Genomic DNA, 15,844 nt, shown 5'->3' on the forward strand with positions numbered 1-15,844 from the left:
CCGTCCCGGGGCATCGGGACGGCGCGACACGGGCGATGGTGCGTGCGGCTCGCGCGTCGGTGAGGTGCGACGCCGGCGATCAGCTCGCCGCGGAGCCCGACCGCTGCAGCAGCGCGGCGCGGGCCTCGCGACGCAGCTTCTGCTCGGCGGGGTTCGGCACGGGGACTGCGGCGATGAGTCGTTGCGTGTACGGGTCCTTGGCCCCGCGCAGGATCTCGTCGCGCGTGCCGGCCTCCACGAGCTTGCCGTGGTGCATCACCGCGATGCGGTGCGACAGGATGTCGACCACCGCGAGGTCGTGGCTGATGAAGAGGCAGGCGAACTGCAGCTCCTGCTGCAGCTCCTGCAGCAGGTCGAGGAACCGCGCCTGGACCGACACGTCGAGCGCCGAGGTCGGCTCGTCGGCGACGAGCAGCTCCGGCGCGAGCGCCAGGGCGCGCGCGATGCCGACGCGCTGGCGCTGGCCGCCCGAGAGCTCGTGCGGGAAGCGGTTGCGGTACGACGCGGGAAGCTCCACCTGGCTGAGCAGGCCCTCCACGCGCTTGTCGAGATCCTTGCCCTTGGCCAGCCCCGCGAGCAGGATCGGCTCGCCGATCGACTGGCCGATCGGCATGCGCGGGTTCAGCGACGACGCCGGGTCCTGGAAGACGATGCCGGTCTTGCGGCGGATCGCGAACAGGTCCTTCTGCGACGCGTGGGAGATGTCGGTGCCGACGGTCGTGAGCTTGCCCTCCGCGATGGGCAGGAGGCCGATCGCCGCGCGCCCGAGAGTGGTCTTTCCGGAGCCGGACTCCCCCACCAGGCCCACGATCTCGCCGGGGTAGATCGCGAGATCGATGTGCTCGGCCGCGCGGAAGGCCGGGATGCGGCCGCGCTTCGGGTAGTCGATCGCGACGTCCTCGAAGGCGAGCACCGGTGCGCGGGTCTCCACGACCTCGTCGGCCGCATCGCTGGCGCGCTCGCGGATCGACGAGACCGACGGGACCGTAGAGGTCTCGGTGGCGACCTCGGCGGGGCCAGGTTCCGCCTCCTCGAGCACGCCGAGCCCGAGGTGGGGCACCGAGGCGAGGAGCTGCTGGGTGTACGGGTGCTCCGGGGCGTGGAAGATCTTGTCCACCGACCCCGACTCGACCACGACGCCGTTCTTCATCACCATGATGCGGTCGGCGAGGTCCGCCACCACACCCATGTCGTGCGTGATGAGGATGATCGCCGAGTCGAGGCGCTTGTGGAGGTTGCGGAGGAGATCGAGGACTTCCGCCTGCACCGTCACGTCCAGTGCCGTGGTCGGCTCGTCGGCGATCAGCAGCAGCGGGTCGCACGAGATCGACTGCGCGATCATCGCACGCTGACGCTGGCCGCCCGACAGCTGGTGCGGGTACTTGTGGAAGGACTGCTCCGGGTTCGGCATCTCGACCATGCGGAGAAGCTCGATGGCCTTCTCCTTCGCCTCGCTCGGCGCGAGGCTGCGATCGTGCGAGCGCAGCGCCTCGATGATCTGGAAGCCCACCGTGTAGACCGGGTTGAGAGCCGTCATGGGCTCCTGGAAGATGACGGCGATCTCGTTGCCGCGCAGCGATCGGAGCGTGGCGTCGTCGACGCCGCGGAGCTCGCGACCGAGCAGCTTGATAGAGCCGGTGACGCGCGAGTTCTCGGGAAGGAGCCCGAGCAGCGCCATCGAGCTGGTGCTCTTGCCCGAGCCCGACTCGCCGACGATGGCCAGCACCTCGCCGCGGCGGACCTGGTAGTTCATGTCGATGGCGGCCGGGTAGAACTCGCCTTCCACCCAGAACTCGACTCCCAGGTTCTCGACCGCGAGGATCGTCTCGGAAGACTCCTCGTGGGCGGGTGCGGTCCGGGACGTCGGACGCGTGGTGTCAGTCATTCGCTGGTGTCCTATCTGCAAAGCTTGAAGTCATGTCGTTCCAGGAGATCCGCTATCGACCCGTCTTCGGGCGCGTCCTCGCTGTCGTGACCGTCGTGGTGTGCGCACTGGGGATCGTCGCGCTGTTCCTCACCGAACCCGCTGACGCCGTGCGCTATGTGTGGCCGGTCCTCCTGGTCGCGGTGCTGGCCTGGGCCCTCTTCTGGCGACCGAGCCTTCTCGTGCAGGAGCACGGCATCACCGTCGAGAACGTGCTGCGCACGCGCTTCGTGCCGTGGCCGGCGATCACCGCCATCGATACGCGCTACTCCCTGACGCTGCACACCGCCGAGGGTCGCGTGCCGGTGTGGGCCGCTCCCGCGCCGGGCCGTCATCGCACCATGGGCATGGCCGCGAAGGATTTCGACGGAGTCGGAGAGACCGCGCGCGGACCGGTCGGCGAACTGCGTCCGGCCGATGCCCTGACGACGCCGAGCGGCAACCTCGCGCAGCTCATCCGCGGCCGCTGGGAGCGCCTGCGCGACTCCGGGGCGTTCGCCAGCGGAGTGGACCCCGAGGCTTCGACGCAGACGTGGCACTGGGCGACCATCGCCACCGTGGCGGCGCTGGGCGCCGCCACGGTGATCGGATCGGTGGTCTAGCAGCACGTCACCGCTCCGGGTCGAGCGGCTTGTGCTGCACGTCGCCGGGCTGTTCGCGACGAGGATCGTTGAAGTTCACGATGTCGTCGCCGGTGTACGCGGTCTGGATCCCCACGTCCACCATGTGCGCGTCGGTCGACGGCGTCGTGTCGACGGCGGGCGCGACCGGCCCGCTCGCGTGACCGGCGCGCGCCATGGCGCGCTCGCTCGGCATCTTCTTCTGACGCGGGTCGAAGGCATCCCGCAGACCGTCGCCGATGAAGTTGACGCACAGCGCGATCACGATGATGAAGATGCCGGGCCACCAGAACAGCCAGGGGCGCGTGGAGAACGCGGCCTGGTTCTCGGAGATGATCTTGCCGAGCGAGGTGTCGGGCGACTGGACGCCGAAGCCGAGGAAGCTCAGCGACGACTCCAGGAGGATCGCTCCGGCCATGAGCAGCGTCGCGTTCACGACGATGACGCCCACGGAGTTCGGCAGGATGTGGCGGAAGATGATGCGGCGATCCCGCGCGCCCGACACCCGGGCGGCGTCGACGAACTCGCGTTCGCGCAGCGTGAGGAACTCTCCTCGCACCAGTCGCGCCATCGTCGTCCATGCGAAGAGGCCGATCACGACACCGAGCACGGCCGCACCGAGGCTGCCGAAGATGTTGCCGAGCACCGAGCCGATGACGATCAGCGGGATCGTGATGATGATGTCGGTGAATCGCATCAGCACCGAGTCGGTCACCTTGCCGTAGTAGCCGGCGATCGCGCCGATGACGACGCCGATGATCGTGGCGACCACACCGGCGATGACCATCACCATGATCGACTGCTGCGTACCGCGCATCACGACCGCGAAGATGTCGCGGCCGACCTCGTCCTGCCCGAAGGGGTGGTCGCCGAACTGCAGCGGCCACAGGCTCAGGGTCGGGACGCCGTTGTTGATCTTCGTCGGGATCTCGTCCCACGAGTACTGCCACCAGCCCGGGATGCGCAGACCCCAGAGGTTCACGCCCACGGAGGTGAAGGCGAGGATGACGATCAGTCCCAGGACGATGATCGAGGTGAGCGCGGCGCGGTGGCGGAAGAAGCGCCGGCGGACGATCTGCCCCTGGCTGAGGCCCTCGGTCTCCTTCTGCTCGATGGAGACCTCGGCCTTGGCTTCGCTCTCGCGGGAGTCGATCTCGTTCTCAGTTGTGGTGCTCATGTCAGCCCACCTTGATTCTCGGGTCGAGCGCGGCGTACACGAGGTCCGCGATCAGGTTGAACAGGACGGCCAGGGTGCCGGTCACGACGAAGAACGCCATCACAGGGTTGGGATCTCCCACGTCGAGCGCGTCGACGAAGAGACGCCCCATGCCGGTCCAGCCGAACACCGTCTCAGTCACGACCGCACCGCCGATGATGGCGCCCACGTCGAACGCGATGATCGTCGTGATCGGGATCAGCGCGTTGCGGAACGCGTGGCGCACGACGACGGTGCGCTGCGTGAGGCCCTTGGCGCGGGCCGTGCGGATGTAGTCCTGGTTCATCACCTCGAGGAGGCTCGCGCGCGAGTAGCGCGTGTAGCTGGCGAACGAGATGAGGATGATGGCGATCGTCGGCAGCAGGAGGTGGGTGAAGAGGTCGATGCCCTGCACCCAGAAGTTGCCGCCGAGCCCGGGCGTCGAAGAACCCACCGTCGCGATCGGGCGGCCGCGGACGCGGCTGGAGTTCGCGTAGGCCTGCCAGTACGACATGTACTTGTCGAGGGCGATGAAGGCCGCGACGAGGAATCCGGTGATCGCCGTCGTGCGGACGACCGGCGCCCGATCGGGCGCGCCCATGAACCAGCCGATGGCGCCCGAGACGACGACGGCGCCCACGGCGAGCAGGAGGAACACCCACATCGTCATCCCGTTGAGGATGTAGTTCATCATCGGCGTGTACAGGGCGATGCCGACCGCCGCGACGATCAGCGAGGCGTACAGGGCCTTGCGGTTGCGCAGGCCGGCCGAGATCGCCGTCACGCCGACGGCCACGCCGACGGCGAGGAAGGCGTAGACCACGATGCCGATGCTCGGGTCGGCGAACCACTCGGTGGCCGAGAGGAAGGCGAGGACCGCGCCGGTCGCCACGGCGGAGACGCCGAAGACGATGAGGCGTCGCCGCCATCTGCCGCCGATGAGCGACATCCAGATCAGGCCGGCGAGCACCGACAGCCCGATGATCACCGGGACGGAGATGACCGGGTCGCCCAGCCAGTTGTTGAGCTGGATCGCGCCGTACTGCTTGAGGAGCACGGCCACCCAGAAGATGGGGAGCGAGAAGAACAGGAACGACAGCAGCGTCACCCCGTAGTCGAACCCGGTGTACTGGCGCAGCGCCGACACGATGCCGACTGTGATGCCGAGGACGATGGCGACGACGGTCGCCGTGGTCACGAGCGTCAGGGTGGCCGTGATCGCGTTGCCCAGCAGTGCGTTCACGGACTGGTTCTGGATGCTGACGCCGAAGTCGCCGCGGAACAGCGCGCCGAGCCACAGGAAGTAGCGCAGCGGCGGCGGGACGTCGAGGTTGAGGAGCTTGGTGCGAGCTTCGATGAGCTCGGCCTTGTTGGGTGCACTGCTCTCACGGAGGTCCTGGAGGGGATCACCCGAGAAGGACACGAGCATGTACATCAGGAAGGTCGCGGCGAAGAGCACGAAGATCGATGCGATCAATCGCCGAATGATGAATGAAGCCATGGTCTGGCCGCCTGCCAATCGATCAATCAGCACAGAAGAAGAGGCAGGCGACGATGCCGGCCTCGAGATCCGTCACTGAGAGGAGTCTAACGCGGTGGGGTGCAGGTCCCCTTGGTGACCTGCACCCCACCTCGGTGATCATCCGGGCCGGAGCCCGGGCGACTACCGTACGACGATCACTCCTCCGAGCCGCCGTCCGTCACAGCCCAGTCCCACGTGTTCCAGAAGATCGTGGGAGCGAGGATCGACGAGTCGATGCCCTCCACACGGTCGCTGATCGCGGTGACCTCGGGGAACTGGTAGATGGTCGGGCCGAAGAAGTCCTCCCAGAGGATCTTGTCGGCTTCCATCATCAGCTCCTGCTGAGCAGCCGGGTCGAACTCGCCCGAGATCTCCTGCGAGATCTCGTCGATGCGCGGGTTCGAGTAGAAGCTCAGGTTGTTGATGCCGCCGGTGACGAAGTTCGCCGTCCAGTCGGTCACGCTGAGCGAGGTCGACTGCCAGCCGAACAGCGACGCGTCGTAGGCGCCCGGCGTGCCGAGCAGCCCGCCCCAGTCGGTCGAACCGCAGTCGGTGACGTTGAAGCCGGCCTGGTTGGCCGACGCCTGGATGAGCGCGAACTCGTTCACACGGCGCGGGTTGTTCGACGCGTAGAGGATGCAGACCTCGGGGTTGCTGATGCCGGCACCGGCGAGGAGAGCCTTGGCACCCTCGATGTCGACCTCGGCGTACTCGGCCGAGCCGTTGTTCGCGACCGACTCGTCGTAGCCCTCGGCGCCCGGGACGAAGATGTACGAGTCGCGCAGGATGGCGTCGTCACCGATGATCGGCTTGATCAGGGTGTCGAGGATCTCCTGACGCGGGATCGTCATCATGAACGCCTGACGCACGTCCGGGTTCGAGAAGATGTTCTCGGGGTTGCGCGCGTTGGCCATCTGCAGGTCGACGTGCTCGTAGGTGCCACCGACGCCGGTCGCGACCGTGATGCCCTCGATGCCCTCGAGCGCCGTGGTGATGTCGGCGGTCGCCTGCGGCTGGATGACGTCGACTTCACCGTTCTCGAGCGCCTGCACTGCGGCGAGCGGGTCGGGGATGAAGCGGATCGTGACCTCTTCGATGTTCGGCGTGTTGTCACCCGTGTACTCGGGGTTCGCGGTGAGCGTGACGAACTGGTCGGCCTCGAAGTCGCTGATCATGTACGGGCCGCTCGCCGTGACGAGCTCGAGGTCCGACGGCATCTCGGTGAAGTTGAAGCCGTTGTTCCAGAACGCCGAGAGGGAAGCGAGCGCCTCGGCGTCGTCGCTCTCGATGGCGTCGAGGACCGCCTGCTTGGCCTCGGCGTTGTCGTCGATGCCGAGCGACTTCTTCGCGATGATGTGCGCGGGCAGGATCTCGCCCATCGTGCCGTAGGCGACCTCCCAGTCGACGTACGGGCTGTCGTAGGTCATCGTGATCGAGCGTCCGTCGTCGCCGATCTCCGGCGTCTGCGTGACGAGGCCGAACTGCGAGCCCTCGGTGGCACCGGAGTCGAAGTAGACGACGTCGGTGGGGAACGCGTCGGTGAACTCGCCGGTCTCCGGGTCGGTGTACTCGGCCGGGTCGAAGTCAGGCGTGTCGAGGGCACGCGACAGTGCGGCCCAGTGCAGCATCAGGTCGGCTGCGTCGATCTCGGTGCCGTCCGACCACTTCTTGCCCTCGGCGACGGTGTACTTCACCGTCAGCGGGTCCTCGCTGACGAGCTCGTACGAGCCGAACGAGTCGTTCTTCACCAGCTTCGGGGTGTTGTCGTAGTAGTTGAAACCGTCGAGCACCAAGTAGTTGATGTTGTTGTTCGCGGTCGCGTTGCCGAACGACGAGTTGCCGTTCATCGAGTAGAACGCCTGGTTCCACGCCGCAGTGATCGACGAACCTTCGACGAGACCGGAGTCGTCGGCGCTGTCGTCCGCACCACCGCCGGGGGCGCACCCCGAGATCACCAGTGCGCCGGCAGCGGCGAGTGCCACCGCAGCCGAGATGCGCTTAATTCTCACTGTTCCTCCTGTGCAGGGTCATGCGCATCCGTCCGCTGGGGGGACGGGCGCGCGGATGAGAAAACGATAAGCACGGTGTATGAGATGGTCAAAACGATCGACCAAAACGTTACACACCCTTAACTCAACCGCGAACAAGTGTGACAATCTGACAAGATGACGCCCCGGACCCCTCCCCTCGGCCGTAGGGAATCCACTACTCTTGCGCCCGCCGATCGCTACGAGCGGCGGCGACTCACGTGGGAGATCTCGATCGTCCTGGCGGTAACGGTCGGGCAGTCGGCGCTGTATTCCGTGCTCTCCCTCGTGCGGCGTCTTCTCGCTCCCGTCCCCCTCGGCCAGCAGCAGACGCAGGTCAATCCGTCGCGTGACACGCAGGCGCTGTGGGATGCCGCGTACCAGCTGCTCTCGGTGTTCTTCGCGCTGTCGCTCGTGGCGCTGGTGGTCTACCTGCTGTGGGAGCCCGGCAGCAATGCGCTGCGCCGCATCGGCCTCGACTTCTCACGGTTCGGCGGCGACCTCGGACGAGGCATCCTGCTCGCCGCCGTCATCGGCGTGCCGGGTCTCGCGCTCTATGCGGCGGGGCGCGCGCTCGGGATCACGGTGGCCGTCGTCGCCTCGCCGCTCGACGCCGCCTGGTGGACGGTGCCGCTGCTCGTGCTCTCGGCGCTGCGCGCGGGGCTGACCGAGGAGGTCATCTTCATCGGCTACCTCTTCGACCGCCTGCGGCGCCTGGGCTGGAACGACTGGACCATCATCCTCTCGAGCGCCGCGCTGCGCGCCGCCTATCACGCGTATCAGGGCTTCGGCGCGATCGTCGGCAACTTCGTGATGGGCGTCGTCTTCGGCTGGTGCTACCGGCGCTGGGGCCGCGTGATGCCGCTCGTGATCGCCCATACCCTCCTCGACATCGTGGCCTTCGTCGGCTATCCGCTGGCGGTGGCGCTCTGGCCCGGCGTGTTCGCCCCGGTCCCCACCCCGACCCCGACCCCGACCCCCACGCCGTCGGCCTGACCCGTCCCGGATGCCCGGGCCCGCGGCATCCGTCTCTCCACCCGGCCCGCCCCGCCGCCGCCACTCCGGCGAGAGTACAGCTGGTCGCCCAGATGCTGGTTGGTTCCCTACCTCTCGTCCACCAGCTGCACTCTCGCCGACCCAGGTGCTGCGGGGAGGCGCCAAGACGCGGGTTCGGAAGAACTCGCGTGTTCCTCCACAACGGCGGGAGGATGCGCGCGGTCCACAGAAAGTGCTGTCCCGTGTCCGCTGGGCGCGCGACTCGAGGATGGTGGACGGATGCCGCTGGTCACTGTCGCTCGAACTGCAAGACCGAGTCCCCTGGCCTTGCTCCGCCACAGCGACACGCCGCACCCAGAACGCAGCGTAGCCAAGGGCGTTCTGGTCAAGGTCCGCCATGGCGTGTATGCCTCCGCGCCCGCGTGGAAGTCACTGCCGCCGTGGGACAGATATCTTGCACGCGTCCACGCTGCGGCGCTCATCCACCCGGACGCGATCTTCTGTCTGGAGTCCGCTGCTGCGCTCCTGGGCATGCCGGTCTTCGGCGACCCCGTCGATGTTCACATCCTGGTGCCCGCACGGTGCGCCTCGCGGCTCATTGCGGGTGTCCGCGCGCATCGCTCGAGTGAGGATAGGACGATCGTGGAGCTCGGCGGTCTCGCCATGACGTCGCCGGAAGACACCGCAGTGGATCTCGCCCGCCTACGGCACCCGGCGATCGGCCTGGCAATGGCAGACGCTGCGCTGCGGATCGAAACGGAGTCGACCGCCGAGCGCCTGCTGCTGATCAACGAAGCCCGCGTCAGCAGCCGCGGTCGCGCCCTCGCACGGTGGCCGCTCGCTCGCGCGTCCGCCCGGTCCGAGACGGCGATCGAAGCCGTCAGTCGCGCAGTGATCGAGTGGCTCGGCTTCCCCGCGCCCGAACTCCAGGTCGTCTTCCGATCCTCCGGCAAGGAGGATCGCAGCGACTTCGTCTGGAAGCAGGTCGGGCTCGGCGGCGAAGCCGACGGCGACCTCAAGTTCGACGGGCGATACGGCGATCCTCGTGACGTGCTGCGCCGCCAGTCGCTCCGGGACAGGAGGCTGCGAACCCACCTCCGCGCGGTCGCTCATTGGGGGTGGAGCGATGTGACCGCAATCACCCCGTTGCGAGACATCCTCACCGGCGCAGGTCTTCGGGCGATCGCGCCCGAGCAGACCGCACGCCTCTACTCGCTCCGTCGCTCGCTGACCTCGCTCGCACCACCTCGTCGGCGCACCCACGCCGCCTCAGGTCCGCTGAGACCGCGAGAGTACAGCTGATCGCCGAGGTGTTGGTTGGTTCCCTACCTCTCGTCCACCAGGTGTACTCTCGCGGATTCGAGCGGGGCGGGGCGGGCCGCGGGACGGCGGGACGGCGGGACGGCGGGACGGCGGGGCGACGGGCCCGCGGCCCGCGGCCGGCGGGACGGCGGCCGGGCGGCCACCGCAGGCGAACGGGCGCAGAACGTCGCGCAGGCGCGGGCCGCACGAACGAGAGGAGGGACGGATGCCGGGGCCACCGGCATCCGTCCCTCCTCTGCTCAGCGAGGCGCGAGGCTCAGGCGAACGCCTCGATCGGCGGGCAGGCGCACACGAGGTTGCGGTCGCCGTAGGCCTGGTCGATGCGGCGGACCGGCGGCCAGTACTTGGTCCGCACGAGCGCGTGCACCGGGTACACCGCGGTCTCGCGCGTGTAGGGGTGATCCCACGAGCCGGCGACGACCGACTCCGCCGTGTGCGGGGCGTTCACCAGCGGGTTGTCGCCCTGGGGCCACTCCCCCGCGGCCACGCGGTCGGCCTCGGCCTTGATCGCGATCATCGCCTCGATGAACCGCTCGATCTCGGCGAGGTCCTCCGACTCGGTCGGCTCGACCATGAGCGTGCCCGCGACGGGGAACGACATCGTCGGGGCGTGGAAGCCGTAGTCGATCAGGCGCTTGGCGACGTCGTCGACCGTCACACCGGTCGCCTCGCGCAGCGGTCGCAGGTCGAGGATGCACTCGTGGGCGACCAGCCCGCCCTCGCCGGTGTAGAGCACCGGATAGTGGTCGCGCAGGCGGTACGCGATGTAGTTCGCGGCGAGCACCGCCGCGGCGGTCGCCGCCCGCAGGCCCTCCGCGCCCATCATGCGCACATACGCCCAGGAGATGGGAAGGATGCCGGCAGACCCGTGCGGTGCGGCCGAGATGGGTCCCCCGTCGAAGACGCCGCCGGCGTGGTCCCGCCGCTGCGAGAACGGGTGGCTCGGCAGGTACGGCGCCAGGTGCGCCTTCGCCGCGACGGGTCCGACGCCCGGGCCGCCGCCCCCGTGCGGGATCGCGAACGTCTTGTGCAGGTTCAGGTGCGAGACGTCGCCGCCCAGGTCGCCGAAGCGCGCATAGCCCAGGAGCGCGTTGAGGTTGGCACCGTCGACGTAGACCTGTCCGCCGGCGTCGTGCACGGCCTGGGTGATGTCGAGCACGTCGTGCTCGTACACGCCGTGGGTCGACGGGTACGTGATCATGAGCGCGGCCAGTTCGTCGGCGTGGGCCGCGATCTTCGCGCGCAGGTCGTCGAGGTCGACGTTGCCCGCCTCGTCGCACGCCACGACGACGACGCGCATGCCCGCGAGCACGGCCGAGGCCGCGTTCGTGCCGTGCGCCGACGACGGGATGAGGCAGACGGTGCGCTCGAGGTCGCCGTTCGCGCGGTGGTAACCGCGGATCGCCATGAGCCCCGCGAGCTCGCCCTGCGAGCCGGCGTTCGGCTGCAGCGAGACCGCGTCGTAGCCCGTGACCTCCGCGAGCCACACCTCGAGCTGCTCGATCAGGGCGAGGTAGCCGTGCACGTCCGCCTCGGGCGCGAACGGGTGCACGCGCGAGAACTCCGGCCACGAGACCGCCGCCATCTCGGTCGCGGCGTTCAACTTCATCGTGCACGAGCCGAGCGGGATCATGCCGCGATCCAGCGCGTAGTCGCGGTCCGACAGCTGCTTGAGGTAGCGCATCATCGCCGTCTCGGAGCGGTGCGTGTTGAACACCGGGTGGGTGAGGAACTCCTCGACCCGGCGCAGCTCGGAGGGCACGCCGGCGAGCGCTTCGGCATCCGCGAAGGAGAGCACTCGCTCGCCCTGCTCACCCGCACCGAGGAACTCGCCCTCGGGCAGGCCGAAGGCCCAGGCCACGGCGGCGAGGTCGTCGGCGGTCGTCGTCTCGTCGACCGAGACGCCGACCGTCGCGTCGTCGGCCCAGAACAGCTGGTAGCCGCGCTCGCGGGCGCGCTCGATGACGCGGCGCGACGCGCCGGGCGTGGCCACGCGGATGGTGTCGAAGAAGGAGTCCGACCGCAGGGAGAGGCCATACGACCGCAGCCGTTCGGCGAGAGCCTCGGCCTTGCGAGCCACGTCGGTGGCGATCGCGCGAAGCCCCTCCGGGCCGTGATACACCGCGTACATGGACGCCATGACAGCCAGCAGCACCTGCGACGTGCAGATGTTGGAGGTCGCCTTCTCCCGGCGGATGTGCTGCTCGCGCGTCTGGAGCGCGAGGCGGTAGGCGGGGTGACCGGCGGCGTCCTGCGAGACGCCGACGAGGCGGCCCGGCAGCTGACGCTCGAGCCCCTGGCGGACCGCCATGTAGCCGGCGTGCGGGCCGCCGAAGCCGAGCGGCACCCCGAAGCGCTGGGTCGAGCCCACGGCGACGTCGGCGCCGAACGAGCCCGGCGAGCGCAGCAGCGTGAGCGCGAGGATGTCGGCGGCCGCGACCACGAGGCCGCCTGCGATGTGCGCGGCGTCCACGACGCCGGACGGATCCCACACGTTGCCCGAGGCGCCCGGGTACTGCACGAGCACGCCGAACAGCTCATCGGGGAGCGTGGCACCGTGGGCGAGGTCGAGCTCGAGCAGCTCGATGCCGACCGCCGCCGCGCGGTGGGCGAGCAGCGCCTTCGTCTGCGGCAGGGCGTCGGCGTCGACCACGAACACGTTCGACGCGGACTTCGAGCCGCGGCGGGCGACGAGCATGCCCTCGACCGCGGCGGTCGACTCGTCGAGCATCGACGCGTTCGCCGTGGCGAGCCCGGTCAGGTCGGTGACCATGGTCTGGAAGTTGATGAGGGCCTCGAGACGTCCCTGCGAGATCTCGGGCTGGTACGGCGTGTAGGCCGTGTACCACGAGGGGTTCTCGAGAACGTTCCGCGCGATCACCGAAGGGGTGAGCGTGTCGTAGTAGCCGAGGCCGATCATGGGACGAGCCGTGCGGTTCTGCGACGCGAGCACGCGCAGCTCGGCGAGCGCCTCGGCCTCGGTCGCCGCGGGCGGGATGTCGCTCGTGGCGCGCGGCTGGGCATGGATGGATGCCGGGACCGCCGCCTCGACGAGGGCGTCGACGCTGTCGTAGCCCAGGGCCTGGAGCATCGTGCGCTGGGCTGCGGCATCCGTCCCGATGTGGCGCTCGGCGAACAGACCCGTCATTCGGCGCCGCCCGTGAGCGAGATGTAGGCGTCGCGATCGAGCAGCCTCTCGACCGCGGCCGGGTCGACCGTGATCTTCACCAGCCAGCCCGCGCCGAAGGGGTCGGCGTTGACGAGCGACGGGTCGTCGACGACCGCGTCGTTGACGGCCACGACCTCGCCGGTCAGCGGCGCGTAGAGCTCGCCGACCGACTTGGTCGACTCGATCTCGCCGACCACGGTGGCGGCGGTCACCGAGCTGCCCACGGCCGGCAGCTCGACGAAGACCACGTCGCCGAGCTTGTCGGCGGCGTACGCGGTGATGCCGACGGTCGCGGTGTCGCCGTCCAGGGCGACCCACTCGTGCTCGGCGGTGTACTTGAGGGCGGTGAGATCGGTCATGAGTTCCTCCGGTAGAAGGGCAGGGCGGTGACGGTCGCCGGGATGCGGGTCCCCCGGACATCGATGAAGAGCTGCGTGCCGGGCTCGGCGGCGGCGGGCGAGACGAACGCCATGGCGACAGGATGCCCGAGCGTCGGGCTGAGCGCACCGCTCGTGACCTCTCCGACCGGCGCCTCGGCGTCAGCGCCGTCGAAGACGGCGTAGCCGGCGCGACCGGCGCGGCGCCCTTCCGAGGCGAGGCCGACCAGCACGGGGGCGTCGGGGGCGGAGCCGGCGAGGCCGTCCTTGCCGACGAAGTCCTCCTTGCCCGTCGCGACCACGCGGCCGAGCCCCGCCTGCGCCGGCACGACGTCGAGCGACAGCTCGTGACCGTAGAGCGGCATCCCGGCCTCCAGGCGCAGCGTGTCGCGAGCGGCGAGCCCCGCCGCCACGAGGCCCAGCGGCTCCCCCGCGGCCAGCAGCGCGTCCCACAGCGCGGGAGCGGAGGCGTTCGGCACGAGCAGCTCGAAGCCGTCCTCCCCGGTGTACCCGGTGCGCGCGACGAAGAGGGGTTCTCCCTGGAACGTGCCCTCCGACCAGGCGTAGTACCCGAGGTCGGCGAACGACGGTTCGACGTCCGCGATGCCGGCCGTCGCCTCCACCACCGCGCGCGCGACCGGTCCCTGCACCGCGATCAGCGCGAGCTCGTCGGTCTGATCCTCGACCTCGACGTCGAAGGCGCCCACGCGCGCGGCGAGCGCCGTGGCGACGGCATCCCGGTTCCCGGCGTTCGCGATCACGAGGAAGCGGTCCTCGGCGAGGCGGTAGACGATCACGTCGTCGACGATGCCGCCCGACTCGGCGAGCACCAGCGAGTACTTCGCCTTGCCGCTCTTCATCGGCGAGATGGCGCCGGCGAGCGCGTAGTCGAGGAACGCGGCGGCCTGCGCGCCGGTCACCCGGAACTCGGCCATGTGCGAGATGTCGAAGAGTCCCGCCGCCGTGCGCACCGCGTGGTGCTCGGCGAGATCCGAGGTATAGCGCACCGGCATGAGCCAGCCGCCGAAGTCGGTGAAGGAGGCGCCGAGCGCCTCGTGGCGGTCGTGCAGAGCAGTCGTGCGGAGTTCTGTCATGAGTTCTCCCGGTCGCGGACGGGCAGACGCCGATCGGCGCCTGTGAACTCCCCCTCTGTCATGGGCCTGAGAGCTTCGCCGGATGCGGCATCCGGCTTTCTCCTTCGGCGGACGCGAACGTCACTCTCCAGAGTCGGCCTGCCCGGACGGTACGCGTACCTGAGAGATTGGCGGGGAGGCTTGCTCCTTCGGTGCCCGGCTATGACGCTGCCGAGGCTCTCCCGCCCGGGTGATGGGCCGTATTGACTTGCGGAGCCAGCATACCCGGCGTGCCGCTCAGGCGACGCATGCCCCCGACGACACGGTGTCGCCGAGCGACGGTGCGCGCTCGGCCACCGGCGTGAGCTCGGCCATGGTCATCGCGTAGCCCAGGTTCTCGTCGTCCTCGGCGCGGGCGAAGACGACGCCCGCGACCTCGCCGTCGCCGGTGAGCAGCGGTCCTCCGGAGTTACCCGGCCGCACGGTCGCCTGGAGCGCATAGATCTCGCGCGGGTTCCACGAGTCGTCGTAGACGTCGGGCACCGTCGCGGTGCCCACCGACGTCACGCCGGCCGAGACCATCGTGAACGGGCCGCCGTAGGGGTAGCCCTGCACCACCGCCGCCTCACCGGCCGCCAGCGTCGGCGAGACGGGCAGGGCGGCCGCGCCGAGGTCGTCGACGGCGATCACGGCGAGGTCGTCGACCGGGTCGAAGTACACGATGCGCCCCTCGCGCGCCGCCACGCCGGGAAGCTCGACGATGGGCGTGTCGACGCCCGCCACCACGTGCGCGTTGGTCACGACGCGGTCCTCCGCGATGACGAATCCGGTGCCCGACGATCCGCGGCCGCAGGCGTACGCGTTGCCCGAGACGCGGGCGACGGATGCCGCAGCCCGCTGCAGGTCGGGATCGTCCAGGGCCACCGGGGGCGCGGGCTCGGCCGTACCGGGCCCGAGCAGCACCCCGAGACCGGGCAGGCCGTCGTCGAGCACCGCTCCCCGCAGCTCGGCGAGCGCGGCCGCGACCGGATCGGGCGTGGCGGCCTCGATCCCGCGCAGCAGCGACGATGAAGCCACGGCCGAGGAGATCACGGGGATGCCGGCCACGGCGATCGCGGGGGTGACCAGCGCCAGCGCGAGGATCGCGGCGACCACCGACGCGATGCCGCCCAGGAAGCGCTCGAGACCGCGGAGCTTCAGCCGGTCGGCTCCGGAGCGCAGCGCGCCGCCGATCGCGGCGCCCAGCGCGGCGCCGCCGAACACGAGGCCGATCGCGGTGAGGAGCACGGCCGGGCCGCGCCAGACCGGGGACGGGACCCACGCGCTCACCAGCGGGGTGAGCCAGAACGCGGCCACCGCGCCCGCGGCGAGCCCGGCGAGGGTGCCGATGCTGGCGAAGAACCCGCGCTGGATGCCGGCGACGAGAGCACCGACGAGAAGGAGCACGACGATCACGTCGACGACGATCATCGCCCCTCCGTCCCTCTCCGGCGCGTCAGGACAGGCTACGCACCGAGCCTGGGAGACGGCCCCGACACCGCGTCGCCGTGGAACATGACGACGTGCGTTTGGCTTCTGGTCATCATGACACTATGATCGGAGCGAGAGTTAGAGTCAC

Annotated in this window: 11 protein-coding genes and 2 riboswitches; of the genes, 3 read left to right on the forward strand and 8 right to left on the reverse strand. The window is 69.6% G+C overall.

Annotation, left to right across the window (positions count from 1 at the left end; genetic code table 11):
- Positions 1–79: 79 nt before the first annotated feature.
- Positions 80–1,885 carry an ABC transporter ATP-binding protein gene (locus R8Z57_RS00050; RefSeq protein WP_318351723.1) on the reverse strand — a complete coding sequence of 602 codons (1,806 nt, stop codon included), beginning with the start codon at positions 1,883–1,885 and terminating at the stop codon, positions 80–82.
- 32 nt (positions 1,886–1,917) lie between these two features.
- Between R8Z57_RS00050 and R8Z57_RS00055 the strand changes: the two genes are divergently transcribed.
- Positions 1,918–2,526 (forward strand): PH domain-containing protein, encoded by a 609-nt coding sequence (locus tag R8Z57_RS00055; RefSeq protein WP_318351724.1) that lies wholly within the window; start codon positions 1,918–1,920, stop codon positions 2,524–2,526.
- Positions 2,527–2,533: 7 nt separating this feature from the next.
- Here R8Z57_RS00055 and R8Z57_RS00060 read toward each other — a convergent pair whose 3' ends face one another.
- The 3 genes from R8Z57_RS00060 to R8Z57_RS00070 form a co-directional block, all read right to left on the reverse strand.
- On the reverse strand, positions 2,534–3,721 hold the full coding sequence (locus R8Z57_RS00060) for an ABC transporter permease (RefSeq protein WP_318351725.1): 1,188 nt from the start codon (positions 3,719–3,721) through the stop codon (positions 2,534–2,536).
- A 1-nt stretch (position 3,722) separates the two neighbouring features.
- The gene (locus R8Z57_RS00065; RefSeq protein ID WP_318351726.1) at positions 3,723–5,240 is read right to left on the reverse strand and encodes an ABC transporter permease subunit; all 1,518 of its coding nucleotides are present in this window, start codon (positions 5,238–5,240) and stop codon (positions 3,723–3,725) included.
- Between the two features lie 176 nt (positions 5,241–5,416).
- Positions 5,417–7,270 (reverse strand): ABC transporter family substrate-binding protein, encoded by a 1,854-nt coding sequence (locus R8Z57_RS00070; protein ID WP_318351727.1) that lies wholly within the window; start codon positions 7,268–7,270, stop codon positions 5,417–5,419.
- A gap of 156 nt (positions 7,271–7,426) precedes the next feature.
- On the opposite strand from R8Z57_RS00070, the gene R8Z57_RS00075 reads away from it, so the two are divergent.
- Complete coding sequence (locus R8Z57_RS00075) at positions 7,427–8,284, forward strand: CPBP family intramembrane glutamic endopeptidase (protein ID WP_318351728.1); 858 nt, start codon at positions 7,427–7,429, stop codon at positions 8,282–8,284.
- Between the two features lie 279 nt (positions 8,285–8,563).
- Positions 8,564–9,586, forward strand: coding sequence for a hypothetical protein (locus tag R8Z57_RS00080; protein ID WP_318351729.1), 1,023 nt, complete (start codon positions 8,564–8,566; stop codon positions 9,584–9,586).
- Positions 9,587–9,863: 277 nt separating this feature from the next.
- Here the strand turns inward: R8Z57_RS00080 and gcvP are convergent, their stop codons facing one another.
- The 4 genes from gcvP to R8Z57_RS00100 form a co-directional block, all read right to left on the reverse strand.
- Complete coding sequence (gcvP, locus tag R8Z57_RS00085; protein ID WP_318351730.1) at positions 9,864–12,755, reverse strand: aminomethyl-transferring glycine dehydrogenase; 2,892 nt, start codon at positions 12,753–12,755, stop codon at positions 9,864–9,866.
- On the reverse strand, positions 12,752–13,135 hold the full coding sequence (gene gcvH, locus R8Z57_RS00090; RefSeq protein ID WP_318351731.1) for a glycine cleavage system protein GcvH: 384 nt from the start codon (positions 13,133–13,135) through the stop codon (positions 12,752–12,754). The genes gcvP and gcvH overlap by 4 nt, the downstream gene beginning before the upstream one ends.
- Positions 13,132–14,247: a glycine cleavage system aminomethyltransferase GcvT gene (gcvT, locus tag R8Z57_RS00095; protein WP_318351732.1), complete on the reverse strand. Its 1,116-nt coding sequence runs from the start codon at positions 14,245–14,247 to the stop codon at positions 13,132–13,134. The genes gcvH and gcvT overlap by 4 nt, the downstream gene beginning before the upstream one ends.
- Before the next feature lie 45 nt (positions 14,248–14,292).
- A riboswitch (glycine riboswitch) is annotated at positions 14,293–14,384 on the reverse strand.
- Positions 14,385–14,481: riboswitch (glycine riboswitch) on the reverse strand.
- Between the two features lie 42 nt (positions 14,482–14,523).
- Positions 14,524–15,696: a MarP family serine protease gene (locus R8Z57_RS00100; RefSeq protein WP_318351733.1), complete on the reverse strand. Its 1,173-nt coding sequence runs from the start codon at positions 15,694–15,696 to the stop codon at positions 14,524–14,526.
- Positions 15,697–15,844: the final 148 nt, after the last annotated feature.

The organism is Microbacterium sp. M3 (assembly GCF_033548675.1).
Taxonomy (GTDB): domain Bacteria; phylum Actinomycetota; class Actinomycetes; order Actinomycetales; family Microbacteriaceae; genus Microbacterium; species Microbacterium arthrosphaerae.